The following is a 26,889-nucleotide window of genomic DNA, read 5'->3' on the forward strand; positions in this document are numbered from 1 at the left end:
TGCGGGCCGCGGTCGGTGCGCCGGTGGTGGCGCAGTCCGGTGGTCGTGACTGCGTGGTTGTGTTGCCCGGCAAGGGATCCGGCCGCCATCCGTCCAGAGTGGACGGTGGTGGGGTGGGGACAGCACCAGGACGGTTCGGCGTGCTGGCCGGCGGGTGCCGGGCCCGGCGCGCGCCTAGCGTCTGCGGCATGACACGTACGAAGAGAACGGTGGGAGCGGTGGCGGCGGCCGCGGTACTCGCCGCGGCGGTGCCGGTCGCGGCCCCCGCGTACGCCAGCTCGGCGCAGCGCGGGACGGTCGTGTCGGTGCGGCACCTGACCGGGATGTCCGCCGACCAGACCCGGACCTCCTTGCGTACCAACGGTTTCGACGCGTCCGCGGTACGCCGGGGCGTGGACGAGTACCAGGTGGTGTACCGGACGGTGGACCCGCGGCACCGCCCCACCACGGCCAGCGGCCTGCTCGTACTCCCGCGCGGCGGTGACCGGTCGCTGCGCACCGTGTCCTTCGCGCACGGTACGGAGAGCTTCCGGCCGGACGTGCCGTCCACGAACACCGAACCGTTCGTGACGTCGCCGCCGGTGACGTACGCGGCGGCCGGGTTCGCGGCGGTGGCGCCCGACTACCTGGGCATGGGCGAGGGGCCCGGCACGCACCCGTGGATGGACGTGCCGTCCGAGACGACCGCGTCACTGGACCTGCTGCGCGCCGCCCGCGACGTCGCCGCCCGACACGGCCGTACGCTGCGGCGCGACGTGCTGGCGACCGGGTTCTCGCAGGGCGCGTCGGCGGCGCTGGGCCTCGGGCGCGCGCTGCGCGGCGGCGCGGACGACTGGTTCCGGCTGACGGCGCTGGCCCCGGTCAGCGGCGCGTACGACTTCAGCGGGGTGGAGCTGCCGGCGATCCTGTCGTCCGGCGACGACAAGACGACCGTCGCCTACACCACGTACCTGCTGGTGTCGTGGAACCGGCTGCACCACCTCTACCGCGACCCGGCCGACATCTTCCGCGCGCCGTACGCGGGGCGGGTCGACGCGCTGTTCGACGGGGACACGCCGGGCAACGTGATGCTCGACCAGCTCCCCGACTCGCTGCGGGAACTGTTGACGGACAAGGGTTTCGCGCTGCTGCGGCACCCGAGCCCGCGGTTCGCCGCCGCGCTGCGCGTCGCCGACGCGGTCTGCGACTGGCACCCCGGCGTCCCGACGCGGCTGTACCGGGCGACCGGCGACGAGCAGGTCCCCACGGTCAACACCGACCGCTGCACGACCGCGTTCGCCGCGTACGGCGAGCACCCGACGGTCGTCGAACTCGGCACGCCGGAGTACGAGGGGTCGCGGCACCTGGGGTCGGCGGTCGCGGCGACGGCGGCCACCGTCCGCTGGTTCGCGTCGCTGCGCTGACCACACGCCCCGGGTACGGGAGGCGTCGCGCGCCCGTACCCGGGTGGGGCCGTGACCGGCCCGAACGACCGCCGGAGGGCCGGGCGGGACACGTGGAGTGAGGCCCCGATCGCATCGTGATCATAGTGTGGCCTAGATCATAAATCTCACGGAGCGATACGAGTAACCGCCCAGACGGGGCCAGCTTTCCCGCCGAACCGGCCGAAACGATCACCGATCGTGACAGCAACCTGCGGAACACAACGACCCACCCGATCGGGGCGGATCGATGCCCCCGACGACGAGCGAGCGTCATCTACTGTCCGCGCCGTGGTCTTCGAGCCGGACACCCTCCGCCAGTTCGGGTACAAGCAGGAGCTCAGGCGGTCGCTGAGCTTCCCCGACCTGCTGTTCTACGGTCTGATCTTCATGGTGCCGATCGCCCCCTTCGGCATCTTCGGCAACGTGTTCCAGACGTCCGGCGGCATGGTCGTCCTGGCGTACGCGATCGGCATGGTGGCGATGGTCTTCACCGCCGCGTCGTACGCGCAGATGGTCAAGGCGTTCCCGATGGCCGGTTCCGTCTACACCTACGCCGGGCGTGGCATCGCCCCGCCGGTCGGCTTCGTCGCCGGCTGGATGGTGCTGCTCGACTACATCCTCGTACCGAGCCTGCTGTACCTGGTGGCCGGCAGCGCCATGACGACGTTCGTGCCGGGCGTACCGGTGTGGGTGTGGCTCGTGGTGTTCCTGGCGTTCAACACGACGGTGAACTTCTTCGGCATCAAGCTCACCGCGATCACCACCCGGATCCTGCTCATCGGCGAACTGATCGTGCTGGCCATCTTCCTCGCCGTCGGCCTGTACGGCGTGGCCACCGGCAAGGCGCACGGCGACCCCCTCACCCCGCTGTACAACGGGCACACGTTCTCCGGATCGGTCGTGTTCGGGGCGGTGTCGGTCGCGGCGCTGTCGTTCCTCGGGTTCGACGGCATCTCGATGCTCGCCGAGGAGCACCGCGGTGAGGCACGCCAGGTCGGCCGCGCGGTCATCGGCGCGCTCGTCCTCGCCGGCCTGCTGTTCATGGCGCAGACCTGGGTCGCCTCCATGTACGTCAGCAGCCCGCACGCCGTCGCGTCCAATGTGGACAACGCCTTCTACGACACGGCCAAGGCGGCCGGCGGACCATGGCTCTCCACCCTGACCGCCGTCACCACCGCCATCGCCTGGGGCTTCGCCGACTCGCTCGTCGCGCAGGTCGCCACCTCCCGCCTGCTGTTCGCGATGGGCCGGGACGGCCAGTTCCCCAAGTTCCTGGCGCGGGTGTCGCCGAAGCGGATGGTGCCGACCAACGCGATCTTCCTGACCGCGCTGCTCACCCTCGCCGTCGGCCTGTACATGTCGACCCGCGCCAACGGCATCGCGCTGCTCAGCTCGCTCATCAACGTCGGCGCGCTCACCGCGTTCCTGCTGCTGCACGTCAGCGTCGTCGTCTACTACCTGATCCGGCAGCGCAGCAAGCGGATCCTGCCGCACCTCGTCGTACCGGTCATCGGCGCGGCGCTGCTCGCCGTCGTCGAGATCTTCGCCGACCACTCCGCCCAGATCCTCGGTATCGTGTGGCTCGGCCTCGGCCTGATCGTGCTCGCCTCGCTGTACGTGCTCGGCCGTCGGCCCACGGTCCCGAGCCTCGCAGAGGAGACGGCATGAGCGCAGACCGGAGGCGGCGGCCTGGACCCGGGGCTGCAGCACCCGCCGGAGGTCGGAGCGAATCCGGGTTGTTGTGCGCAGACCGGAGGCAGCGGCCGGAGCCCGGGGCCGCGCCACTTGCCGGAGGTCGGAGCGAATCATGGGCATGAGCGGTGGGGAGTTGATCGAGTACCGGCCCTTGTCGGAGGAGTACGCGTACACGTTCGGGGGGCGGGCGGCGGTGCGCCGGGTCCGGCCCGGCGACCTGGTCTCGCTGTACACGGAGGACTGCTTCGGCGGTGTGGTCCGGGACGTCACCGATCTGCCGTCGGCCGTCTGCAACTTTCCGTACCTGAACCCGGTGACGGGGCCGTTCCACGTCGAGGGCGCCGAGCCGGGCGACACGCTGGCTCTGCACTTCGTGGAGATCGCGCCGGCGCGCGACTGGGCGGTCACCACCACGTTGCCGCACTTCGGCGCGCTGACCGGCACGCACACCACGGCGACCCTTCAGGAGCCGCTGGAGGAACGCGTCTGGAAGTACGAGGTGGACGCGGCGGCGGGGACGGTGCGGTACCGGGCGAGCCGGTCGGACTTCACCGTCGAGCTGCCGCTGGATCCCATGCACGGCACCGTCGGCGTGGCACCCGCGGCGGGCGAGGCGAAGCTGACCATCACGCCGGACGCGCACGGCGGCAACATGGACACGCCCGAGCTGCGCGCCGGCGTCACCGTGTACCTGGGCGTCAACGTGGACGGTGCGCTGTTCGCGATCGGCGACGGGCACTGCCGGCAGGGCGAGGGCGAGGTGACCGGCGCCGCCGTCGAGGCCGCGATGAACACCGTCGTCGCGGTCGACCTCATCAAGGGCGTCGGGACGCCGTGGCCGCGGCTGGAGTCCGACGGGCACCTGATGTCGACCGGGTCGGCGCGGCCGCTGGAGGACGCGTTCCGGATCAGCCAGCACGACCTGGTCACCTGGACCGCGGGCCTGACCGGGCTGGACACGCTCGACGCGTACCAGCTGGTCGCGCAGGCGGGGCAGGCGCCGGTCGGCAACGTCGTCGACACCAACTACACGATGGTCGCCAAGGTCGCCAAGGAGTACCTGGGCGGTCCGGTGGCGTACGACGGGGTGCACGAGCGGCTGCGCGCGCTCGGCCGGCGGTACCTGTCGGGCCGATGAGCTTCCCGCCGGGCCGGCACGACCCGCGGGACGTATCGGCCCGCGGCCACCTGCCGTTGCCCGAGGCCCTGTTCGTACTCGGGCACGACGAGACCGGCCGCCCCCGGTACCACCAGCGGTTGCTGGACATGGTGATCGCCGGGGCGCTGCTCGCCGAGCCGACGATCACCGGCGCGCTGAAGGTCGCGGACGGCGGCCTCGACGTGGCCGGCGAGCCGCGGAACGTGCGTGACCTGCAACTCGCGGTGCTGCGTACCGTCGCCAACACCCCCGGGCGGTACGCGGTGGACGAGTGGCTCGCGCGGCTCGCCCCGGACGCGTCCGCCCGTACCGGTGAGTCGCTCGAACGGGCCGGCCTGTGCCGGCGGTTCACCGCGCGCCGGCTCGGGCTGTTCCGCGAGGTGCGCATCAGGTACGCGGACCCGAGCGTGCTCGGGCGTACCGAGGCGTGGTTCACGCACGCGCTGGCCTGGGCCGACGACCTCGGTCAGGAGGACGCGGTGCTCGCCTCGCTCGGCCGCGAGATGGGCGCGCCGCCCCCGGCGTACGCGGACCTGCCGGTCGAACACCGCCGGCACCGCCGCACCGTCATCGTCGCCGCCATGGACGACCCGGTACGCCGCATCGTCTCGGCCACGCACGCCGCGATCACCGCCACCGCGTTCGGCGCGTACCAGTAGGTCAGTCGCCGCGGGTGCCGTCCGCCATCTCGCGCAGGATGTCGAGATGCCCGTTGTGCCGGGCGGTCTCCTCGATCAGGTGGTGCAGGATCCAGCGCAGCGTGACCGGCTCGGCGCCGTCCCGCGCCCGGACGGCACGGGTGTCCAGGTCCGTCGCGGCCACCAGCTCGCGGTAGCGCGCGCACTGCTCCTCGTACTCGGTGAGGATCTGCGCCAGCGGCATCTCCAGCGCGACGCGCATCTCCCGGTCCGGGTCCTCGTCCGTCCACGGGCCCTCGTCCGGCTCGCCGAGGAACACCACCTGGAACCACCAGTACTCGACCCAGCGCAGGTGGTTGGCCAGGCTGGCGATCGTGGTCAGCGGGGACGTGGCCAGCGGCGCGCGCCACGCGAGGTCGTCCGGCAGGCCGGCGCACTTCGCGTGCACCGTCTCCCGCGTGTAGTCGAGGAACGTGGTGAGCATCGCGCGCTCGTCCCACGTCGGCGGCACATCGGTACGTGTCATGCGCCGGATGGTTCCGGCCGCGCCGGGCCCTGTCCATCGGATTCGACGAACCGGACCCGCGGCCACCTGCCCCGCTGCCGCGCCAGCCGCCGCCGCGACTCCGCCACCGTCACCCGGGCCGGGTTGCGCCGCCACACCCCGTCGAGCAGATCGTCCAGCCCGTACGGTGCGCACACGTCGACGTGGTCACCGTCGCTGAGGCGTACGGCGACGGCGGTGGCGGTCTCCGGCCAGGTCGCGATGCCCGCCGCCGTCGACGCCAGCGGCTCCGGGGCGTCCGCGCCGAAGAACTCCGCGTACCAGAGATGCACCGCCGCCTGGTTCGTCGCCTCCCACGGGACGTCCGGGCGCAGACCGTGCAGCCGTGCCGTCGCCCGCGCGTCACCGTCCCGGCCCACCTCCGCCGCCTCGTGGTACGCCACGTCCACGTCCCGTACGGCCGCCGGAACGAAACCGTCCCCGTACCGCTCGCACCAGACCAGGTCACGCAGTACGCCCGCACCGACCCACGCGTCCGGCAGAGCCACCGCACGTACCGTGACCAGCACCGACATCAGCCACGGGCTCGCCGCGACCAGCGCGCGCAACTCACCCGCACGCCGGACCGCCGTCACGCCACCTCGTCGTCCGCGCCCACCGTCGCGACCTCCGCGCGCCGCTCCGGCCGCGGCCGCGCGTCCGCCGTCGGAAACACGAACCGCCGGAACGCCCACAGCCGGAACACCATCGCCAGCAAGGTGCCCAGGATCATGCCGCTGGTGAAGTCCGAGATCTCCTGCGTCAACAGGCTCACCACCGGCGTACGCAGCTCCAACACGTACCGCGCGATCAGCAGCGGAACGTCGTTCACACCCACCGCCAGGCCGCTCACCAGGAAGAACAGCAGCGCCTCGTGCGACCGCACACGCCCACCCCGGGTACGGAACGACCACTCCCGGTTCAACACGTACGAGATGACCGTCGCGATGATCGTGGCGATCGTCAGGGCCGTGACCGGTTTGTCATGCAGGATCGTCAACTTCAACGCGTAGTTGATCGCCGTGGTGATGAGAAAACACGTGCCACCCACGATCAGGAACTTGAGCGACTCGTGGTGCCTGATGAGCAGCGAGCGGATCGGCTCCGGCACGCGCCTCAGCGCACTGTTGACCACGAACACTCGACGCAGCCTACGCACCGCACCGCCCCCGATGCCCACCGGGCACCATGCACCACCCACAACGGACACCGTCGTACGCGGGGTGGGCGGTGGTCGGCACGGGTGGTCGTGGCCGGGGCGGGCTCTCGTTCGTACGCATGGTCTCCGGGGCGTGGTGGGTGGGCTGTGGCGTGGGGGCGGGCGGCCGGTCGGGAGCGGAACGGGTCAGGCCAAGGATGCGGCGCCCGCGCAAGCATGACGCGGTCGGCGGGACTCGGACGGCGGAGGTGGAGCGAGGCCCGCAGCCCACCAGTTCCCCATCACTGAGCCAAAGGCGTGAAACAGCCCGCCCGCCCCGGAACACTCCCCCACCCTCTCCGGGGGGCGACCCCGCAACCACGATAGTCCGCTCCGAACCCCGTTGAAGGGGGCTGTGGACAACCACCCCGCCCTGTGGACAACCATCCACAGCCCCGCGCTCGGGAGTCCCGGGCCGCACCGTCAGGCTCCCGAGCCCCACGCTCGGGAGCCCCGAGCCCGAGCGTCAGGAGCCTTGAACCCCATTGTCACGAGCCCCTCAGATCTCACGCTCCGGAGTCCTGAGCGCCACCGCCAGGAGCCCTGAGCCCCCCGGTCAGGACTCACGCTCAGAAGTCCTGAGCGCCACCGTCAGGAGCCTTGAACCCCACTGTCAGGAGCCCTGAGCCCCGCCGCTCAGGAGTCCTCGCTCATCAGTTCGATCGCCGTCGCGGCCGCCGCCAACGCGTCCGGATCACCGGTACGCGCATGCACGTCGACCGCCGTGTCGACGAGCTTGATCACGTGTTCGCCCCGGTGCGCCGCGGCCCGGTCCAGCACCTCGCGTACGGGATCGGTCCCGCCCGGCGGCGCCGTCAGATCACCGACCGGTACGGGCCGGTCGGGCGTGTACACGGAGGTGACGGCGGCGGACGCGGCCCAGGCGGCGCCGACGCTGGGTACCCACAGCTCGGGCGGCAGCGCGGGCAGCGTACGCAGTACGGCGTTGGGTGCGGTGGCGGAGTGTACGAGCATGACGGGCTCGCCGTACCCGAAGTACCGATAGCGGCGGACGGCGGCGTCGACGAGGTCGGCGAGCCAGTCGCGGGCCCATTCGGGATCGTCCGGCGGCGCACCGGCCGCGAGCGAGTCGGGCCAGGAAACCGCAGCTCCCGAAGCCCCGGAAGGCCCGACCGCCGACGCCCCAACCCCCGAAGCCCCGACCCCCGAGACTCCAGGTTCCCGACGTGAAATCCCGGAGTCATGGCCCGAAGGCCCGGACCGCGACCCCGATGCCAGGCCCGGGCCCGCCCCGAACCCCGACTCCGATCCCAGCCCCGCCGCAGACGTAGACCCGGAACCGGCCCCCGGCTCCGATCCAGACACCGACCCGAAACCCGATCCCGAACCCGCCCCCGACCTCCGCCCCGCCGCTGACGCCGACCCGGAACCCGATCCCAGGCCCGCCGCAGACGCAGACGTAGACCCGGAACCCGGTCCCGGTACGGACGGTGGGACCGCGCGTCCCGTACCGGTGAGTCCGTCGAGGCGGGCGAGCCGGTCGCGGATCCCGCCGGTCTGGTCGGGGAGTACGGGGACGTGGTCGAGGGCGGCGTCGGGTGTGAGGGTGCCGCCGACGGTACCGAGTTCGACGCCGGGTACGGCCTGCCAGCGTGCCGCCCAGTACGCGAGGGCGTGGCCGAGTTCGGCGACGGCGGCGGGCGACTCGTCGCCGGACAGCAGGGTACGGACGGCGTGGCCGACGCGGATGACGCCGTGGGTGGCGCCGGCGGCGATGCCGGGCAGCAGCCGTGGCCACCAGGTCACCAGTACGTCGCGCCAGGGTCGCTCGGTGGTCTCGCCGGTGAGCAGGTCGACCCAGTCGGCGATGCGGCGGGGGTCGCCGAGCGCGTCCCGCCACCGGCCGGCGTCGATGGGCTCGTACCGGCTGGGCATGTCTTCCAGTTTCGGTGCGTACCAGTCGATCCAGCGGTGGATGTCCGTGTCGTGGCCGTGCCGGGCGAGTGCCTCGACGGCCATGGGTGCGTGGTTGGAGAGCCAGCCCTGGCGTTCGGGTCCGGTGCGGTGCAGCCGCTCGTACGCCTCGTCCAGGATTCCGTCGGCCATCGTGTCCTCCTCGGCTCGGTTCCACGATGCTGCACGCTGAACCGGACTTCAGGTCAAGCGGTGAATCCCGGATGTGGCGGCGGATCCCGGCTGCTAGCGTCTCGACCCGTGCACACGTACCCGACGAAGCCACGGCCCGGTGACCGGGTCGCCGTGCTGTCCCCCGCCGCGGCGCTGCCCGCGATCTTCCCCGGCCCGTTCGAGCTGGGGCTGGAGCGGCTGCGGGACGACTTCGGCCTGGTCCCGGTGGAGTACCCGACGACGCGGAAGTTCGGTGCGAGCCCGGCGGAGCGCGCCGCGGACGTGCACGCCGCGTTCGCCGACCCGGACATCGCCGCGATCGTGACGAGCATCGGCGGCGCCGACCAGATCAAGGTACTGCCGCATCTGGACGCGGATCTGTTGCGCGCCAACCCGAAGCCGTTCTTCGGGCTCAGCGACAACACGAACCTGCACGTCTTCCTCTGGAACCTCGGCATCGTCTCGTACTACGGCGGCACGGTGATGACGGCGCTCGGCCGTGGCGGCTCGATGAACCCGCACACCACCGAGTCGCTGCGCGCCGCCCTCTTCACCCACGACGAGTACGAGCTGCGTCCGGCGGCGGAGTACACCGACGTGGACCGGGAGTGGACGGAGCCGGCGACGCTGGCGACCGAGCCGCCGATGCTGCCCGCCGGCGGCTGGACCTGGCACGGCCCGGCGACGACGGTGACCGGCCCGGCGTGGGGCGGCTGCCTGGAGATCGTCGACTGGAACCTGCGCGCCGGCCGCTGGATCCGCTCCCCCGAGGCGTACGACGGGTCCGTGCTGTTGCTGGAGACCTCGGAGGAGATGCCCCGCGCGCAGGACGTCTACCGGGTGTTGTCGGGGATGGGCGAGCGCGGCATGCTCCAGCGTTTCGCCGCGGTCCTCGTCGGCCGCCCGAAGTGCTGGGCGCTCGACAACCGGAACACCCCCGAGCAGAAGACGGCGTACGCGGAGGCCCAGCGGGACGCGTTCCGCACCGCGCTCGACGAGTACCACCCGGGGGTTCCGGTGGTGTTCGACGTCGACTTCGGCCACACGGACCCGCAGCTCGTCGTGCCGATCGGCGGCCAGGTCACCGTGGACCCGACTGCCCGCCGCATCACCGTCCGGTACTGACCGGCGCCCCGGCCAGGGTTCGACGTCGGTAAGAACGGCGGGGCGTCCTGCGCCGTCTGGCCGGGATGCCCTACGCTGCCGGTCTCGTCGGTGACGCTCGGTGGGAGACTGATGCTGCCGGCTGGCAGCGTACGGGGTGCATCGAGGAGGGCGGCCGATGGCGAGTGACGTGGTGGACGATCAGGACATGTCGTCGTCTGATCCCGCGATCGAGCGGGCCGCCCGCGCGGTCGAGCTGCCCGAGCCCTGGTGCGACTCGGCCGTGACGGTCGTGCTGCCCACGTACAACGAGGCCGACAACCTGCCGGTGATCACCCGCGCGCTGCTCGCCCTGCCGCTGTCCGCGCTGCGGATCCTGGTGGTCGACGACAACAGCCCCGACGGTACGGGTGAGGTCGCCGAGAAGCTCGCGGAGGAGCTGGACGGCCGCCTGTCGGTGGTGCACCGGACGGCCAAGGAGGGCCTCGGCCGGGCGTACGTGGACGGCATGACCCGCGCGCTCGACGCCGGTGCCGACTTCGTCGTACAGATGGACGCCGACCTGTCGCACTCCCCGGAGTACCTGCCGGAGATGCTGGGCACGCTGCTCGCCACCCGCGCCGGCGTCGTCATCGGCTCCCGCTACGTCACCGGCGGCGTACTGGCGGAGGAGTGGGGCCTGCACCGCAAGCTGCTGTCCGGCTGGGCGAACTTCTACGTGCAGCGGCTGTTGTCGCTGCGGATCCGGGACGTGACCGCCGGGTTCAAGCTGTGGCGCGCGTCGACGCTGCGGGACATCGACCTGGAGTCGGTCGGCAGCAACGGCTACAGCTTCCAGGTCGAGATGAACTACCGGACTGTTCTGCGCGGGCACAAGGTGATGGAGGTGCCGATCCGGTTCGAGGAGCGGCAGCGCGGCGCGTCGAAGATGAGCTTCGCCGTGCAGTGGGAGTCCGCCCTCATGCCGCTACGGCTGCGTCGGCGCCGGCGCGACCTGCGCCCCTGACCCGCACCGTACGGGGTCGTCCTGTCACGACCGGAAACGGCGGGCCGTCCTGCCCCTAGGGAGTTTTCCCCGAGTGGGCGTGACGTACGGAACATTCGCGCTCCTCCAGACGGGTCGCTACCCGGACATACCCTGCGATCCTTACGGGCTGCGGTGAACAGACCACGGAGGCGGGGTTGCCTGCCGGGTAACCCGTTCGTTATGTTCCGCGGGATCGGTCGACAGGAAGGGGAGCTGCGTTGAACGGCAGGCACGTACGCCGGCGGTTTGCTCGCCCAGTGCTCCCCATCGCTGCCGGCCTCGTCGTGGCCGCCGTCGCCGCAGGCACCGTCTCCCTGACGCTCGCCGGGCACGACGCGGAGGCCCAGTCGCCGAACACCAAGTCCGCCGCCGCGACGTCGGCCGAGCGTCAGGCGGCCGAGCAGCGCGCCTCGCGGGGCAAACCGCGCAGCGCCGCGGGTGGCAGCGCCGCGGGTGGCAGTGCCGCCGGGTCCGACGCGGCCGGCAAGGCCGACTCGTCGTCCGACGAGGGGGGCCAGGCGCCCACCACCGGGAACAGCGGCAGCTGCCAGGTCGGTTACGTCGCCACCGGTACGAAGACCGCGAGCGGCGAGTCGTTCGACGCGACCGCGATGACCGGCGCCAACCTGACCCTGCCGTTCGGCAGCAAGGTCCTCATCACCAACCCGGACAACGGCAAGTCCGTCGAGATCCGGATCAACGACCGCGGGCCGTACTCGGGCTCCCGCTGCTTCGACCTCACCAGCTCCGCGTACGGCAAGATCGCGTCGCTGTCGGACAGCTCGGTGAAGGTCGAGTACCAGGTCATCTCCTGACAATTCGGGGCGGCGCCGCGCCACCCGGGCCAGGAAGATCCACGAAACGCCCCCTGGGCCTCGCGTACCGCGCGGGCACGGGGCATCCTGTGTCCATCCGATCCGCCCCGGGACCTGAGATGAGCGATGCCTCGTAACCCGGCGCGTCGTGTGATGCGCCCCGATGCCCGTGCCGGCCTCGGCGCTGCCCTGGTCCTGCTCGTCCTGATCGTCTCGGTCGAACTCGCCGACGGCCGCAATCCCAGTTACGTGGGACTGCTCGCGACCCCGCCGTTCCTGGCCGCCGCGTTCGGTTCCTGGCGTACGGTGCTGCCCGTCGGGCTGGTCTCGGTCGTCCTGGCGACGATGTTCTGGCTGACCGCGCCGACCGGCCCGGACACCGCGGTGGCGGTGAACGTGGTCGCGGTGCTGTTCGCGAGCGGCATCGCCGCCGCCGTCGGCGCCGTACGACAACGTCAGGTCGAACGGTTCGCCGCGCTGTCGCGCCTGGCGTCCGTGGCCCAGCAGGCGATTCTCGGCCCGCTCGGTCCGCGCGTCGGCAACCTCCCCCTCGCCGCCCGGTACGTCTCGGCCAGCGCCGAGGCCGACATCGGCGGTGACCTGTACGAGGCGGTCGACACGACGTACGGGGTGCGGCTGTTGATCGGTGACGTCCGCGGGAAGGGCCTCGACGCCGTACGGCTGGCCAGCATCGTGCTCGGCTCGTACCGGCACGTCGCGTACGAGCGGGCGGACCTGCGGGCGATCCTCGCCGACCTGGACCGGGCGGTGGCGCGGTCGGTCGGTCTGGAGGACTTCGTCACGGCGGCCCTGCTGGAGGAACGCGGCGGCACCCTGACCGTACTGAACTGCGGGCATCCCGCCCCGCTGCTGCTGCGCCGCGGCCAGGCCATCCCGCTCGATCCGCCCGCGCCGGCGCCGCCGCTCGGGTTCATGCCGCTGGCGCGCCCGCGGGTACAGCGGCTGGAGCCGGGCGACCGGATCCTGCTGTACACGGACGGGTTGGCGGAGGCGCGGCGCAACGGCGAGTTCTTCCCGATCGAGGAGCGCGCCTGGGGGCTGCTGGGGCACGGTACCGTGCAGGACGGCCTGGCGTCGCTGGAGGCCGCGCTGATCGAGTGGGTGAACGGGATCCTCGACGACGACATCGCGCTGGTACTGCTGGAGTACACGGGGGCGTCGCGGACGGTGGGCGGGTCGACGCCGAGCTGGGAGCTGGGCGACGGCGCGGCGAACGCCACGTAGGCGCCGCGCTCCGGATACGCCTCGGGGCGGCCGGATCGTCCCGGCCGCCCCGACGGCGCGGCATCCACGTACCCCTCAGACGTGGTTGCCGGTGGTGCTCAGCTCTCGGCGGACTCGGCGTCGGTCGTGGTCGTGCCGCCCGATTCGGTACTCCCGGCGCGGTGCCGGCCGACGTAGCGGCTCTTGCTGGCGAACCTGTTCAGCAGGCTGGTCAACATGTCCCGGCCCCTTCCCATCCAGCCGCCCGCGGCAGGGGGCGGGCGGCAGGCTGACGCGGACCTCGCGGCCCGTCGTGGGGGTCAACGACGGTCACGACCTGCGGTGACGCACGTCACTGAGAGTGTGAGTGTCGGCGATCCGACAAGGCTGGCTTGCCTCTGGTTACCCATGGGTAATACAGTTGGTTACTGAAGAGTACGGGTCGGCGACGGGTGAGACTGCCGCCGACGCTGGCGCCAGACGGTAGTCCGGGGAGCTTGCACATGGGTCACTACAAGAGCAACCTGCGGGACCTCGAATTCAACCTGTTCGAGGTGTTCGGCACGGCCGACCGGCTGGCCAAGCCGCCGTTCGAGGAGATCGACGAGGACACCGCCCGCGGCCTGCTGGCCGAGATCGACCGCTTCGCCCGCGAGGAACTCGCCACGTCGTACGCGGACGCCGACCGCAACCCGCCGGTGTTCGACCCGGCCACCCACACGGTGAAGCTGCCCGAGTCCTTCCGTAAGCCGTTCCTCGCGATGATGGACGCGGAGTACTGGCGGATGGACATTCCGGAGGAGATGGGCGGCACGTCCGCGCCGCGCGCCCTCTGGTGGTCGGCCGCCGAGATGATCCTCGGCGCCAACCCCGCCGCGTTCATGTACGCCGCGGGTCCGTCCTTCGCCGGCGCGCTCTACGCCGACGGTACGGACGAGCAGCGCGCGTGGGCGAAGCTGTTCACGGAGAAGCGCTGGGGCGCGACGATGGTGCTCACCGAGCCGGACGCCGGGTCGGACGTCGGCGCCGGCCGCACCAAGGCGTACAAGCAGGAGGACGGCACCTGGCGGATCGAGGGCGTCAAGCGCTTCATCACGTCGGGTGAGCACGACCTGAGCGAGAACATCATCCACTACGTACTGGCGCGGCCGGTCGGCGTCGAGGGCGCCGGCGGCCCCGGTACGAAGGGGTTGTCGCTGTTCGTGGTGCCGAAGTTCCGGTTCGACCCGGAGACGGGTGAGCTGGGCGAGCGCAACGGCGCGTACGTGACGAACGTCGAGCACAAGATGGGCCTCAAGGTCTCAACGACCTGCGAGCTGACCCTCGGTGACGGCGAGCCGTGCGTGGGCTACCTGGTCGGCGACGTGCACGACGGCATCCGGCAGATGTTCCACATCATCGAGTACGCGCGGATGTTCGTGGGTACGAAGGCGATGTCGGCGCTGTCCACCGGGTACCTGAACGCGCTGGAGTACGCGAAGTCGCGGGTGCAGGGCGCCGACCTGACCAACCCGTCTAAGTCCGCGCCGCGCGTGACGATCACGCACCACCCCGACGTGCGGCGTTCGCTGCTGATGCAGAAGTCGTACGCGGAGGGGTTGCGGGCGCTGGTCGCGTACACGGCGAACTGGCAGGACGCGGTGAAGATCGCGGTCGCGACCGGTGACGCGGACGCCGAGGAGCTGGCGAAGCGGGTCAACGACCTGCTGCTGCCGCTGGTGAAGGGCTGCGGCTCGGAGCGGGCGTACGAGCTGCTCGGGTCGGAGTCGCTGCAGACGTTCGGCGGGTCCGGCTTCCTGCAGGACTACCCGATCGAGCAGTACATCCGCGACTCGAAGATCGACACCCTGTACGAGGGCACCACGGCGATCCAGTCCCAGGACCTGTTCTTCCGCAAGATCGTGAAGGACCAGGGCAATGCGCTGCTCGCGGTGGCCGGCGAGATCAAGGCGTTCGTGGACGCCGAGGGCGGCGACGAGCAACTCAAGGTCGTCCGCGCCGCCGTCGGTACGGCCCTGGACAACGTGCAGGGCATCCTCGGCAAGATCTTCGAGTACGCGGGGGCCGCCCAGCAGGGCGAGCCGCGGTCGATCTACAAGGCAGCGCTGCACCTGCGTCGCCTGCTGCTCGCCATGGGCGACCTGGTCATCGGCTGGCTGCTGGCGCGCCAGGCCGAGGTGGCGCTGGCGAAGCTGGCGGGCGAGGTCTCCGACGACGACCGGCTGTTCTACACCGGCAAGGTCGCCGCGGCGTCGTTCTTCGCCGCCGAGGTACTGCCGCGGCTGGCCAGCGACAAGGCCATCGTCGAGGGCGCCAACCTCGACGCGATGGACCTGCCCGAGGCCGCCTTCTGACCTGATCCGAGAAACCCCCTGACACGAACGGTCCCCGGCCCTCCCGCCCGGGGACCGTTCGTGTGTCCGGAACGTGTCGACCGGCGCGTTCCGGGTACGTACGGGTCAGGAGGTGGCTCATGGGTATTGGAATCGGCATCTTCCTGCTGGTACTCGGCGCGATCCTGGCGTTCGCCGTACATGCGGACCTGGGCTGGCTCGACGTACGCGTGGTCGGATGGATCCTGCTGCTCGCGGGCGCGGTCGAACTGGTGATCACGCTGGCCGTGTGGTCGCGGCGGCGCCGCGGGACCACGGTGACGCAGCGCGAGGTGTACCAGGACGGCCATCCGACCACGGTGACGGAACGGCGCAGCGTCAACGATCCGTCGGTGGCGCCGGAGACCGGTCCGGGCGGCAGTACGCGGGCGCCCAGGCCGGCCCGGCGGGCCTGAAAGACGCTGGTCGCGGCGCGGCGCCGGGTCGTACGCTGGCGCCGTGTCCGACCTGATGTGTCCCGCGCGGGTGGCCTGCCTGGTGGCCGGCGACGCCGCGGCGCTGCTGCCGTACCGGCCGGTGCGGGTGTTCGTCGCGCCGGGTGACGGCGGGGCGTACGGGGTGACGGTCGAGGAGCACGCCGGGCTGGCCTGTCCGGGTGGCGTACCGCGCGGGAGTTGGCTCCGTGACGGCGATCTGGACGCGCCGTCCGGCGACGGCGTGTCGGGCCGGCAGTTGCTCGACCGGTTCGCGGACGCGCTGACGGACATCGCCGAACGCAACCGGGGGTACACGGTGGCGGTGGTGTCGGGCGCGGTGGAGCTGCCGCTGGCGGCGCTGTGCACCGGCCTCACCCCGGCCCGGGTGTACGCGGCGCCGCTCCGGCCCGGCGACGTGGCGCTGGTGGAGTACGACGCGGACGGCTGGCGGTACGTGTCGGGGTGGCCGGCGTGAACGCGCGGCTGGCGCGCGCGGAGGCGGCGCTGGCCGATCTGTCCGATGTGGACGGTGACGGTGCCGTCGTGGCCGGGATCCGTTGCGCCAGTTACGGAATCGACCAGCCGTGGGCGACGTGGGCGCGCCCGGTGGTACCGCCGGACGACCTGGCGCCGGTCGTCGGGTGGCTGTCCGCGCGCGCCGGTACGTGGACGGTGAAGGTGTCGGCGGCGGACGTCTCGGCGCCGGCGTACCGGGGGCTGGCGGAGTGGCTGACGCTGCCCGTGTACGTGCTGGACGAGCCGGTCGCCGCGCCGGACGTACCGGGGCTGACGGTCGGCGCGCCACGCGATCCGGCCGAGTTCCTCGGCGTGTACGGCACGGAACTGGCGCCGCTGGTCACCGACCGGCACCTGCGCGCCCCCGGGTACCGGTTCCTGGTGGGGCGGCTCGACGGGGTGACGGTGGCGTGCGCGCAGGTCCGCCGCGCCGCGGACACCGCGTACGTGTCGGCGGTGACGGTCGCGCCGGAGTACCGGAGGCGGGGGATCGGGGCGGCGGTGTCCGCGGCGGCGACCGGCGTGGCGCGGCGGCTCACGACCGGGCCGGTGTGGCTGCACGCCGCGGACGGCGCGGCCGGCATCTACCGCCGACTGGGGTACGTGCCGGTCGACCGGCACGTACTGCTGGCGCCGCGCTGAGCAGGCGGGTCAGATCTTGGCGCAGAGGTCCTTGGCCTTCTTGATGCTCTCCTTGGTGGTCGGGTTGTCCGACTTGAAGGTGCGCGCCGCGGCGCTCGACGCCTGCGTGAGCGCCTTCTTGAGCGGCTCGTACTTCGCGTCCAGCGCGGCCGCCGCCGTCGCCAGCCCGACCGCGGCGCCGAACTCGCTGGACGACGCCTCCTTCTGCATGTCGTACGTGCCCATCCGGTCCAGCGTCGCGCACGCCGCCTTCGCGTCGGAGCTTGCCCGGCTGTCGCCGTCCCCGCCCGACGAGCCCGAACCGGAGCAGGCGCTGAGCGCGAGGCAGGCGGCGGCGAGCGCCACGAGTCGAATCCGCATCCTGGAACTGTAGAGGCTGTGGGCCGGCGCGGGGCGGGCGACCACGGGTGCTGACCTGCGGCGCGGGTCGTAGGGTGACGGGATGTTGACGCATCGGGCCGGGCCGCGGGCGGTCCTGCTGGAGTGCGCGGACGCCGCGGAGGTGGCGGCGTGGCACGCCGAGCTGGTGCGGCGCCGGGACGCCGGCGAACTGGCCGCGACCGACCTGGTCCCCGCCGCCCGCACCGTACTGGTGGACGGCGTGGACGATCCCGTCGCGTTGGCGGAAACCCTTGCGGCGCAACGTGTCGCGCCGGTTGCCGAGATCGCCGACGCCGGCTCGGTCGAGCTGCCCTGCGTGTACGACGGGCCCGACCTGGCCGACGTCGCCGACCTCTGGGGTACGAGCGTCGACGGGGTCGTGGCGCGGCACACCGGTACCGAGTTCCGGGTGGCGTTCTGCGGGTTCTCGCCGGGCTTCGGGTACCTGACCGGGTTGCCGCCGGAGCTGGCCGTACCGCGCCGGCCCACGCCGCGGCCCCGGGTGGCGGCCGGTTCCGTCGGCCTGGCCGGGGCGTACTCGGGGGTCTACCCGTCGCCGTCGCCGGGCGGCTGGCAGCTGATCGGGCGTACCGGACGGGTGTTGTTCGACCCGGACGCGTCGCCGCCGGCACTGCTCGTCCCGGGCACCCGCGTGCGGTTCACGGCGATGCGCTCATGAGGGCGCTGACGGTGCTGAAACCGGGCCTGCTGACGACGGTGCAGGACCGCGGGCGCGTGGGGCTGGCGTACCTGGGGGTGCCGCGGTCGGGGGCGGCCGACCTGCCCGCGCTGGAGCTGGCGAACCGGCTGGTCGGCAACGACGAGTCCGCGGCCGGGCTGGAGTGCACGCTGACCGGCGTGACGCTCCGCGCGGAGGCGGCGCTCACCGTCGCCGTCACCGGCGCCCCCGCCCCGGTACGCGTCGGCGGCCGCGACGCCGACGTCGGCCTGCCGCTGGCCGTACCGTCGGGCGCGGAGGTGGCGGTGGGCCCGGCGCGCACCGGGCTCCGCACGTACCTGGCGGTGGGTGGCGGGGTGACCGTGCCACCGGTACTCGGCTCGCGCGCGACCGACACGCTGTCCGGGCTGGGGCCGGCGCCGCTGCGACGCGGGGACACGCTGCCCGTCGGGCCACCGTACGGGTCGCCGGCGGCGGTCGACGTGCCCGCGTTGTACGAGCTGGGCGGTGCGGTGGTGCTGCGGGTGCATCCGGGGCCGCGGGTGGACTGGTTCACGGCGGCGGCGGTGCGGACGCTGCTGGCCGGGGAGTACGCGGTGTCGCCGACGAGCAACCGGGTCGGCGCGCGGCTGACCGGGCCGGCGCTGGCCCGCGCGGTCGACGCCGAACTGCCGAGCGAGGGTGTCGTACTCGGCGCGGTGCAGGTGCCGGCGGACGGCCAGCCGCTCGTGTTCCTCGCCGACCATCCGACGACCGGCGGGTACCCGGTGATCGCGGTGGTCGACCCGGCCGACGTACCGCGGGTCGCGCAGGCCCGGCCCGGCACGGCCGTACGGTTCACAGAGGGGGTGTCGGGATGGACCTGAACAGTGACCTGGGCGAGGGGTTCGGGCGCTGGACGCTCGGCGACGACGACGCCCTGCTGACGGTCGTGACCAGCGCGAACGTGGCGTGCGGCTTCCACGCCGGTGACCCGTCGACGATGCGCCGGGTGTGCGCGGCGGCGCTCGGCCGCGGCGTCGCCGTCGGCGCGCAGGTCGGCTACCGCGACCTGGCCGGCTTCGGTCGCCGACACATCGCGTACGACCCGGCCGAGCTGACCGACGACGTGCTCTACCAGCTCGCCGCGCTCGACGGGTTCTGCCGCGTCGCGGGCGGGCGCGTCACGTACCTGAAGCCGCACGGCGCGCTCTACAACACCGCGGTACGCGACGACGCGCAGGCCGCCGCCGTCGTCCGCGCGGTCCGCGAGTACGACCCGGCGCTGCCGGTGCTGGGGTTGCCCGGGTCGGCGCTGCTCCGGCACGCCGCCGACGCCGGCCTGCGTACGGTCGCGGAGGGTTTCGCGGACCGCGGGTACACGGCGGACGGGTCGCTGGTGCCGCGCGGCGAGCCGGGCGCGCTGGTCACCGACCCGGACGAGGTGGTCGCCCGCGCGCTCCGGATGGTCGTCGAGGGCGAGGTCGTCGCCGTCAACGGCGCCACCATCCCGATCGCGGTCGACTCGCTGTGCGTACACGGGGACACGCCGGGGGCGGTGGCGCTGGCCGGCCGCCTGCGTACCGCGCTCGCCGACGCCGGCCTGCTCCTCGCCCCCTTCGCCGCCCCCTGACCGTCCCGCCGCCGGATCAGCGCGACGTGATCACCTCGCGCAGGTAGTCCTTGCGGGAGAACGGATCCGGCCCGGTACGCGGCCGGCGCGGTGGCGCGCCCACCGCCGGGGAGTACCCGTGCGGGGTGGTGGTCAGGTCGCCCTCGCCGCGGGTGATGCGCGGCAGCCGCTGCTCGATCGTGTGCACCGCGTCGGCGCCGATCGTGCCCTCGATCCGGGCCGTACCGTCGTCGGCGGTGATGTCGCCCGGGGTGCCGCCCGCCGCGGCGAACGCGGCCAGCACCTCCCCGACCGTGTCCACCGGTACCGTCGCCTCGAAGCGCCGGACCGGTTGGTACACCACGGTTCCGGCCTCGCGCAGGGCGTTCGCGAGGACGAGCGGGACGAGCCCGCGGAAGTCGCCGGCGGCGCTCATCGGCGCCCAGTAGCCGGAGTGCGTGAGCGTGACGCGGCAGCCGACGACGCGCCAGCCGTACGGCCCCTGCCGCAGCACGTCCCGCACCGTCTCCTCGACCGCGTGCCGGAACGCCGGCAGCAGACTCCCCGCCTCCACCTCCAGCCGGTACTCGACCTCCTCGCCGTCGATCGGGTCGACGCGCAGCCCGACGGTCGCGAAGTACCGGTTGGCGGGGTCGGTGATCAGCTCGTGCGCGGCGCCGCTGCCGACCGGTCGCTCCACGCAGATCGCGCTGGTCGGCGCGAACGTCACCCCGATCCCGTACTCCGCCGCCAGCGTCGCGGTCAGTACCTCCTTCTGCACCTCGCCGAACAGGCACACGGAGATCCCGTCGCCGCGGGTGCGTACCGCGATCATCGGGTCCTGCTCGGCCAGCTCGCCGAGCGCCCCCCACAGGTCGGCGCGGCCGACCGGGTGGCCGCCGGGGCGACCGCGGACCGGCAGCCCGACGGGATCGGCCGTCACCACGCTCTCCAGCGTCGGCGGCGGTACGAGCGACCCGGCCGCGGCACCGGGCGTGCCGACACGGTCCCCGATGCGTACCCCGGTCAGGCCGGTGACCTGGACGATCTCGCCGGCGCCCGCCTCGCGTACCGGCCGGGATCCACCGCGTACCAACAGTTCCACGGCGGTCGGGCGCACCTCGCGCCGGGTACCGTCGTCCCGGTGGAACGGTACGGCGACCCGGTTGCGGAACGTTCCGCCGAACAGCCGCAGGTACGCCAGGCGCTCGCCGCGCGCGCCCCGCCGGATCGCGAACACCGTGCCGGACAACGGATCCGCGGCCCGGCCACCCGCCCGCGGCAGGTACGCCGAGACGCCGGCCAGCAGCGCGTCGACGCCGACCCCGGTCATCGCGGACCCGAAGTACACGGGGTGCACGCGGCCGGCGCGGGACTGCCGCCGCAGCTCCGCGTCGACCTCCGCCGCCGACGGACGCCACCCCTCCGCCAGGTACGCCGCGAGGAAGTCGTCGTCGTGGTCCGCCCGCAGCTCCGCCAGCCGCTCCACGGCCGCGGCGTCGGGCCCCACCGGGCGCACCGTGGCGCCCCGGGTACCAATGTTGTCCACAGTGGACAGTGGCAGTACGTCCGGGCTCAAGCGCGCCCGAATCCCGTGCAGCACCTCGTACTCCCGCGCACCGGCGCGGTCCACCTTGTTCACGAACAGGACCGTCGGCAGGCCCACCGCGCGCAGCGCCCGCATCAGCCGCCGGGTCTGCGGCTGCACGCCCTCCACCGCGGACACCACCAGCACGACGCCGTCGAGTACCCGGAGGGCGCGGTCGACCTCGGCGATGAAGTCGGCGTGCCCCGGCGTGTCGATCAGGTTGACCTTCAGCCCGTCCGGCAGCTCGAACGACACCACCGCGGAACGGATCGTGATGCCGCGCTCCCGTTCGAGCGCCATCGAGTCCGTGACCGTACTGCCCGCGTCCACCGAACCCGGACGGGCCAGTACGCCGGTATGAAAGAGGATCCGCTCGGTGAGGCTGGTCTTACCCGCGTCGACGTGCGCCAGGATCCCGAGATTGAGCAGTGCCATGCGTGTGGTGCCTTCCGTCCGGCCGGTCGATGAACCAAGGCGAAACGGAAAGCTGCCGCATGACACGTCCTCTCAGTCGACCTGCCGCGCACGCTATGCCGGCACCCCCACCCCGGCAACCGGATTAGCCGCGCAGTACCGGAATCGCGGCGGGGGGAGCGCTGGCCGGAGGGGCGGGCGCGTCAGGTCATGCCGACGAGGATCAGGTCCAGGTGGTCCGGCGCCCCCGCGGACACCGCGACCGGTACTCCCCAGTCCTGCCGGCTCAGGTGGCACGCCGGGTTCTCGCCGACGGCGTCGCAGGTGGCGGCCTGCGCGGTCACCTGGAGTACGCCGGGGAGGTCGGCGAGGACCAGCCGCCGGGACAGGTCGGTGCCCACGCCGGCGCCCTCGACCAGCAGCTCGGGCGGGTTAGCCGAGACCTCCAGGCGGGTCGGCGGGCCGTACGTGTCGTCCAGCTTCGTACCGGGCGGCGCCGTGAACACCACGTCGAGCGTGACCGCGCCGGGCGCGAGCGGCGTCACCGGCCGGTCCGTCCGGTACCGCTCGGCGGCCGCGCGGCGTGCGGCGAGTACGGGACGGGTGAGGCGGTGCGCGCCCGACTCGACGACCAGTACCTCACCGTCGACGACCAGTACGTCGGACGGCTCCGCCAGCCCGGACGCCACGGTCGACACCGCACCGGTCGCCGGCTCGTACCGCCGGACCGCCCCGTTGTACGTGTCGGCCACGAGCACGGCGCCGTCCGCCGCCACGCCGACGCCGAGCGGGTGCTGGAGCAGCGCGCCGTCCGCGACCCGCGGCACCGTACCGTCGCCGGCCGTGCCCTCGACGTCCGCGTGCCCGAAGTCGAACAGGCCGGTACCGATCACCGTGTGCAGCTCGCCGTCCTCGACGTACCGCAGGGCGGAGGACTCGGAGTCGGCCAGCCACAGCCGCCGCCCGTCGGCCGCCAACCCGGACGGCTGCGCCAGGAACGCCTCGGCCAGCGGCCCGTCCCGCAGGCTCTCCGTCGTCGTCCCCGCGTACACCGCGGCGGTGCCGCGCACCGGGTCGAACCGCCACAGCTGGTGGATGCCGGCCATCGCGACGACCACCGCCCCGTCGTACCAGGCCAGGTCCCACGGCGACGACAGGTCCACGCCGAGCGCGTCGTCCGTCTCCGGCGCGGACCGCCACGGCGCCCCGGTGCCCGCCACCGTCCGCACCGCCCCGTCACCCAGCCGTACGCCGCGGAGCAGGTGGTTGACCGTGTCCGCGACGACCACGTCGTACCCGACGGCCGCGGCGACGTCGCCCGGGAGTACGACAAGGCCCTGCGGTTCGCTGAACGTCGGCTCCGCGCCGTCCGCCCGGCCGCGCGCGCCCGTGCCGATCACCCGCCGCATCGTCGCGCCGTCCGCCTCGAACTCCACCAGCCGGTGCTGCGCCGAATCCGACACCAGCAGCGACCCGCCCGGCAGCGCCACGACCTTCCCCGGGTACCGCAGCGTCTGCGCCGCGCCACCCGCGTCCCGGTCCGCCACGTACGGCCCGGCGCCGCGGACCAGCGTGCCCTTCGCCGTGTGCTCCGCGACCAGCTCGGTGAGCAGCCGGTCCAGCCCGTCCGCGTGGCCCTCCCCGGCCATCGTCGCCACCACGTACCCCTCCGGGTCGACGACCACCAGCGTCGGCCACGCCCGCGCCGCGTACTGCTGCCACGTCACCAGCTCCGGGTCGTCCAGCACCGGATGCCCCACCCCGTACCGTTCGACGGCGTCCCGCACCGCCCCCGGCGCCTTCTCGTGCTCGAACTTCGGCGAGTGCACACCCACCACGACCACCGAGTCCGCGTACTTCTCCTCCACCGGCCGCAACTCGTCCAGTACGTGCAGGCAGTTGATGCAGCAGAACGTCCAGAAGTCGAGCAGCACGATCCGTCCGCGCAGATCGGCCAGCGTCAGCTCGCGCCCGCCCGTGTTCAGCCAGCGCCGTCCGCGCAGCTCCGGCGCCCGCACCCTGGCCTGCCGTACCTCGGTCATGGCGCCATTCTCCGTCGCCGCACCGTCCCCGCCGACCCGAACCGACGTGGCCCACACCTCACCCGCGGTCGTACTGTCCGGGACGTCAGATGTGCGTTCCGCCCGGGAACGGCGCCGGCCCCGGTCGCCGTCCACACCGCACGCCACGGGACTTCAGGCGTGCGGAACGTTCGTTGCGCCGAGACGAGGCACCAGATCCGCCGGCCGCCCGGACCGGGGCCAACGGGCGACGGGACGTCAGGTACGGGGCGCCCTCACTTCGCCGGCGAGAGGCACCGGACGCGGTTGCCGTCCGCGCCGGCCAGTTCGACGACCGGCCCGTTCGGGTCGGGGCACCGTCCGCGGTCCGACACGCTCTTCGTGATCTTGTACGCCCCGGGCGAGTCGCACGACGCCGACTCCGCCTTGCCGCCGTGCTGCGTGACGCACGACCCCACCGGGTACGCGTCGCCGCCGCGGCCGTTGAGTACCAGAGCGGCCACGACCGCCACCACCGCGATCACCAGGATCGCGACGACGGCGCCGATCACGATCGGCCGACGGTTCACCTTCGGCGGCGTCGGCGCCGGCTGCCCACCCCACTGCTGCCAACCGGCCCCGCCAGCCTGGGGTGTCGCGCCCGTCTGCCCACCCGGTACCGGCATCGCGCCGGTCTGCGGCATCGCGCCCGTCTGCCCACCGGGAACGTGCTGCGCGCCGGTCTGCCCACCGGGAACGTGCTGCGCGCCCGTCTGCCCACCGGGTACCGGCATCGCGCCGGTCTGCGGCATCGCGCCGGCCTGCCCACCGGACACCGGCGCGCCGGGCTGCGGCGGATGCTGTCCCGCCCCGCTCACCGGACCCGGCGGTACGACCCCGGCCGGTGAACCCGGCGGAACCTGCCCCGGAAACCCCTGCCCGGCGACGGGTTGCCCGGCACCCGGCTGCCCCGGAAGAACCTGACCCGTACCGGGCTGCCCGGTGACCGGCTGCCCCGGAAACCCTTGTCCCGCAACGGGTTGCGCCATCCCCTGCCCCGGCACGGGCTGCCCGGCCACCGGCTGCCCCGGAACGGGTTGCTCGGACACCGGCTGGCCCGGCACAGGCTGCCCCGCGACGTTCGCCGGCCCGGCGTACCCCGGCTGCCCCGGAGCAACCGGCTGGCCAGGCGCCTGCTGACCAGGCATCGGCTGCCCGGGCGCCGGCTGACCAGGAACCGCCGGCTGACCAGGAACCGCCGGCGGGCCGGGAACCGGCGGCTGACGGGGAACAGGCGCCCCCGGGTACGGAGGCTGGGCGGGGTACCCGGGGGCCGGTGGACGGTTCGCCGCGGCGTGACCCGGTGCGGGGAGCGGGTCGGCGGTCGGCACGGTCTCGGGGGGCGGAACCGGGCCGGCCGGCGGGAACGGGCCTAGCCGCGGCGCCTTGCCGGCGCCTTCCTGCGGCTGCTCGTCGCCGTCGCGACTCATCACGCCTCCCTCACCGGACAACGGATCCGGGTCCACACGCTACCCGGACAGGGCGCTGCCCGGTCGATCGCGGGAGGACCGACCGGGCAGCGGGTGGGAGTGAGTTGAGGTCTCAGTAATCGCGGTTGGCGATGGTGAGGAGCTCGTCCCGCATCGCCTGGGAGGGGCAGCGCTCCAGCGCGCGGTTGATCGCGCGGGCCCGCCGGTGCGCGGTGCGCCGCTGCCGGTACTTCTCGACCAGGGTGTTCATGTCCGCCTCACGTCTGCTGGCTCGTCGTCGTGTGACTCCATTAGACCTCGACTGACCGTTTCGATGCCAACGAATCGTCGGTGAGGTCGCTAACATGCCTTCGATCATTCAGTACGACAAGGGAAAGCGCCGTTGTGTCCACGGTCACCGTGGGAAAACGTAACGGCCGCGACCCCCTGAGCGGGGGCCGCGGCCGTCGGATGCGGTACAGCGGTGGGTCAGTCCCAGGCGAGCAGCGTCGCCTCCGGGTCGGTGAGGAACCGGCCGATGTCGGCGAGGAACCGGGAACCCAGCTCACCGTCGACGATCCGGTGGTCGAACGACAGCCCGAGCGTCGTCACGTGCCGCGGCTTGACCTTGCCCTTGTGTACCCAGGGCTGCTGCCGGATCGCCCCGAACGCCAGGATCGCGGCCTCACCCGGCGGCAGGATCGGCGTACCGGTGTCGACGCCGAACACGCCGACGTTGGTGATGGTGAACGTGCCGCCCTGCATCGCCGCCGGCGCCGTACGGCCCGACTTGGCCGTCTCGACCAGGTCGGTCATCGCGTCCGCCAGCTCCCGCATGGACAGCCGGCCGGCGTCGGCGATGTTCGGCACGATCAGGCCGCGGTCGGTGGCCGCCGCGATCCCGAGGTTCACGTACTCCTTGACGACGATCTCGCCGCGCTCGGCGTCCCAGGTCGAGTTGACCATCGGGTGCCGGCGGACGGCGAGCAGCACCGCCTTGGCCACCAGCAGCAGCGGCGACACCCGCACGTCCCGCCAGTCGCGCATGGCCCGCAACCGCTCGACCGCCTTCACGGTACGGGTCGCGTCGACGGTCAGGAACTCCGTCACGTGCGGTGCGGTGAACGCGCTGGCCACCATGTTCTCGGCGGTCAGCTTGCGTACGCCCTTGATCGGGACGCGCTGCTCGCGGTCCGGCCCGAAGCTCGGCCGTACCGCCGGGGCGGCCGCCGGTGTTGCCGTGGCCGCGGCGTGTGCGGCGGTCACGTCGTCCCGGCTGATCGTGCCGTTCGGCCCGGTCGGCGCGACCGTACGCAGGTCGACGCCGAGGTCCTTGGCCAGCTTGCGTACCGGCGGCTTGGCGAGCACCGGGCCGGCGTGCGCCGGTACGGGCGGCGCAACGGGTGCCGGCGGCGTGACGGCCGCGGGCGGCGTGGCCGGTACGGTCGGCGCGACCGGCGCGGACACCGGCGCCCCGTTCGCCGTACGACGGGGGCGACGCTTGCCGCCCGACGCCTTCGGCCCGTACCCGACGAGCACAGCGGTACGCCCGTCGGCGGACTCCTCGCCGATCAGCGGCCCGGTCGTCGGCGCGGCCGGTGCCTCGGCGGGAGCCGCCTCCGACAGCGGACCCGCACCCGGGTCGGTGTCGAAGGACATGATCGGGGCGCCGACGTCGACCGTCGCGCCCTCCCCGTGGAACAGCTCCACGATGACGCCGGAGTACGGGGACGGGATCTCCACGGCCGCCTTGGCCGTCTCGACCTCGACGATCGGCTGGTTGAGCGACACCGTGTCACCCGGCGCCACGAACCACTTCAGGATCTCGCCCTCGGTGAGCCCCTCGCCGAGGTCGGGCAGGGGGAACTGCTTGACGCGCGACAT

25 protein-coding genes are annotated in these 26,889 nt (G+C 73.0%); 15 read left to right on the forward strand and 10 right to left on the reverse strand.

The genetic code is table 11. From position 1 onward, the window contains the following. Positions 1–188 precede the first annotated feature (188 nt). From Aru02nite_RS20900 to Aru02nite_RS20915, 4 genes are all read left to right on the forward strand, one after another. Positions 189–1,403, forward strand: a complete 1,215-nt coding sequence (locus Aru02nite_RS20900) for a lipase (protein ID WP_203660195.1) — start codon at positions 189–191, stop codon at positions 1,401–1,403. A 309-nt stretch (positions 1,404–1,712) separates the two neighbouring features. Beyond that, positions 1,713–3,092, forward strand: a complete 1,380-nt coding sequence (locus tag Aru02nite_RS20905) for an APC family permease (protein ID WP_203660197.1) — start codon at positions 1,713–1,715, stop codon at positions 3,090–3,092. Positions 3,093–3,237: 145 nt separating this feature from the next. Then, positions 3,238–4,257, forward strand: coding sequence for an acetamidase/formamidase family protein (locus Aru02nite_RS20910; RefSeq protein ID WP_373324932.1), 1,020 nt, complete (start codon positions 3,238–3,240; stop codon positions 4,255–4,257). Beyond that, complete coding sequence (locus Aru02nite_RS20915) at positions 4,254–4,937, forward strand: GOLPH3/VPS74 family protein (RefSeq protein ID WP_203660201.1); 684 nt, start codon at positions 4,254–4,256, stop codon at positions 4,935–4,937. The genes Aru02nite_RS20910 and Aru02nite_RS20915 overlap by 4 nt, the downstream gene beginning before the upstream one ends. A gap of 1 nt (position 4,938) precedes the next feature. Here Aru02nite_RS20915 and Aru02nite_RS20920 read toward each other — a convergent pair whose 3' ends face one another. The 4 genes from Aru02nite_RS20920 to Aru02nite_RS36780 form a co-directional block, all read right to left on the reverse strand. Further along, on the reverse strand, positions 4,939–5,442 hold the full coding sequence (locus tag Aru02nite_RS20920; protein WP_203660202.1) for a DinB family protein: 504 nt from the start codon (positions 5,440–5,442) through the stop codon (positions 4,939–4,941). After that, entirely contained in the window at positions 5,439–6,056 is a 618-nt protein-coding gene (locus tag Aru02nite_RS20925) for a nucleotidyltransferase family protein (RefSeq protein ID WP_239076832.1), read from the reverse strand. Before Aru02nite_RS20925 ends, Aru02nite_RS20920 begins: the two co-directional genes overlap by 4 nt. After that, entirely contained in the window at positions 6,053–6,571 is a 519-nt protein-coding gene (locus Aru02nite_RS20930) for a GtrA family protein (protein WP_239076833.1), read from the reverse strand. Before Aru02nite_RS20930 ends, Aru02nite_RS20925 begins: the two co-directional genes overlap by 4 nt. A gap of 723 nt (positions 6,572–7,294) precedes the next feature. Then, a complete protein-coding gene (locus Aru02nite_RS36780; protein WP_239076834.1) occupies positions 7,295–8,725 on the reverse strand; it encodes a questin oxidase family protein in 1,431 nt (476 codons plus the stop codon). Between the two features lie 108 nt (positions 8,726–8,833). On the opposite strand from Aru02nite_RS36780, the gene Aru02nite_RS20940 reads away from it, so the two are divergent. The 8 genes from Aru02nite_RS20940 to Aru02nite_RS20975 all read left to right on the forward strand — a co-directional run bounded on the left by Aru02nite_RS20940 (position 8,834) and on the right by Aru02nite_RS20975 (position 16,883). Further along, positions 8,834–9,871: a S66 family peptidase gene (locus Aru02nite_RS20940; RefSeq protein WP_203660204.1), complete on the forward strand. Its 1,038-nt coding sequence runs from the start codon at positions 8,834–8,836 to the stop codon at positions 9,869–9,871. 187 nt (positions 9,872–10,058) lie between these two features. Next, positions 10,059–10,856 (forward strand): polyprenol monophosphomannose synthase, encoded by a 798-nt coding sequence (locus tag Aru02nite_RS20945; protein WP_203660396.1) that lies wholly within the window; start codon positions 10,059–10,061, stop codon positions 10,854–10,856. 278 nt (positions 10,857–11,134) lie between these two features. Beyond that, on the forward strand, positions 11,135–11,692 hold the full coding sequence (locus Aru02nite_RS20950; protein ID WP_203660206.1) for a septal ring lytic transglycosylase RlpA family protein: 558 nt from the start codon (positions 11,135–11,137) through the stop codon (positions 11,690–11,692). A gap of 126 nt (positions 11,693–11,818) precedes the next feature. Continuing rightward, on the forward strand, positions 11,819–12,937 hold the full coding sequence (locus tag Aru02nite_RS20955; protein WP_203660208.1) for a PP2C family protein-serine/threonine phosphatase: 1,119 nt from the start codon (positions 11,819–11,821) through the stop codon (positions 12,935–12,937). Positions 12,938–13,419: 482 nt separating this feature from the next. Beyond that, entirely contained in the window at positions 13,420–15,270 is a 1,851-nt protein-coding gene (locus Aru02nite_RS20960; protein WP_203660210.1) for an acyl-CoA dehydrogenase, read from the forward strand. 119 nt (positions 15,271–15,389) lie between these two features. Further along, entirely contained in the window at positions 15,390–15,704 is a 315-nt protein-coding gene (locus tag Aru02nite_RS20965) for a DUF6458 family protein (RefSeq protein ID WP_203660212.1), read from the forward strand. A 43-nt stretch (positions 15,705–15,747) separates the two neighbouring features. Then, a complete protein-coding gene (locus tag Aru02nite_RS20970) occupies positions 15,748–16,200 on the forward strand; it encodes a histidine phosphatase family protein (RefSeq protein WP_203660214.1) in 453 nt (150 codons plus the stop codon). Continuing rightward, a complete protein-coding gene (locus Aru02nite_RS20975; protein WP_203660216.1) occupies positions 16,197–16,883 on the forward strand; it encodes a GNAT family N-acetyltransferase in 687 nt (228 codons plus the stop codon). The genes Aru02nite_RS20970 and Aru02nite_RS20975 overlap by 4 nt, the downstream gene beginning before the upstream one ends. 9 nt (positions 16,884–16,892) lie before the next feature. Here the strand turns inward: Aru02nite_RS20975 and Aru02nite_RS20980 are convergent, their stop codons facing one another. After that, entirely contained in the window at positions 16,893–17,243 is a 351-nt protein-coding gene (locus tag Aru02nite_RS20980) for a hypothetical protein (protein ID WP_203660218.1), read from the reverse strand. Between the two features lie 82 nt (positions 17,244–17,325). On the opposite strand from Aru02nite_RS20980, the gene Aru02nite_RS20985 reads away from it, so the two are divergent. From Aru02nite_RS20985 to Aru02nite_RS20995, 3 genes are read left to right on the forward strand one after another with little or no spacing between them, the layout of a single operon-like run. Further along, positions 17,326–17,943, forward strand: coding sequence for a 5-oxoprolinase subunit B family protein (locus tag Aru02nite_RS20985; RefSeq protein WP_203660220.1), 618 nt, complete (start codon positions 17,326–17,328; stop codon positions 17,941–17,943). Next, positions 17,940–18,809: a 5-oxoprolinase subunit C family protein gene (locus Aru02nite_RS20990; RefSeq protein ID WP_203660222.1), complete on the forward strand. Its 870-nt coding sequence runs from the start codon at positions 17,940–17,942 to the stop codon at positions 18,807–18,809. Before Aru02nite_RS20985 ends, Aru02nite_RS20990 begins: the two co-directional genes overlap by 4 nt. Then, positions 18,800–19,555, forward strand: coding sequence for a LamB/YcsF family protein (locus Aru02nite_RS20995; RefSeq protein WP_203660223.1), 756 nt, complete (start codon positions 18,800–18,802; stop codon positions 19,553–19,555). The genes Aru02nite_RS20990 and Aru02nite_RS20995 overlap by 10 nt, the downstream gene beginning before the upstream one ends. Before the next feature lie 16 nt (positions 19,556–19,571). On the opposite strand, the gene Aru02nite_RS21000 is transcribed toward Aru02nite_RS20995, so the two are convergent. The 5 genes from Aru02nite_RS21000 to Aru02nite_RS21020 all read right to left on the reverse strand — a co-directional run bounded on the left by Aru02nite_RS21000 (position 19,572) and on the right by Aru02nite_RS21020 (position 26,889). After that, positions 19,572–21,557 (reverse strand): elongation factor G, encoded by a 1,986-nt coding sequence (locus tag Aru02nite_RS21000; RefSeq protein ID WP_203660225.1) that lies wholly within the window; start codon positions 21,555–21,557, stop codon positions 19,572–19,574. A 182-nt stretch (positions 21,558–21,739) separates the two neighbouring features. Continuing rightward, the gene (locus Aru02nite_RS21005; protein ID WP_203660227.1) at positions 21,740–23,578 is read right to left on the reverse strand and encodes an NHL domain-containing thioredoxin family protein; all 1,839 of its coding nucleotides are present in this window, start codon (positions 23,576–23,578) and stop codon (positions 21,740–21,742) included. 254 nt (positions 23,579–23,832) lie between these two features. Further along, a complete protein-coding gene (locus Aru02nite_RS21010) occupies positions 23,833–24,414 on the reverse strand; it encodes a hypothetical protein (protein WP_203660229.1) in 582 nt (193 codons plus the stop codon). Between the two features lie 724 nt (positions 24,415–25,138). Beyond that, the gene (locus Aru02nite_RS21015) at positions 25,139–25,276 is read right to left on the reverse strand and encodes a hypothetical protein (protein WP_203660231.1); all 138 of its coding nucleotides are present in this window, start codon (positions 25,274–25,276) and stop codon (positions 25,139–25,141) included. A gap of 218 nt (positions 25,277–25,494) precedes the next feature. After that, the gene (locus Aru02nite_RS21020; protein ID WP_203660233.1) at positions 25,495–26,889 is read right to left on the reverse strand and encodes a dihydrolipoamide acetyltransferase family protein; all 1,395 of its coding nucleotides are present in this window, start codon (positions 26,887–26,889) and stop codon (positions 25,495–25,497) included.

The sequence above is a fragment of the Actinocatenispora rupis genome (assembly GCF_016861975.1).
GTDB lineage: Bacteria > Actinomycetota > Actinomycetes > Mycobacteriales > Micromonosporaceae > Actinocatenispora > Actinocatenispora rupis.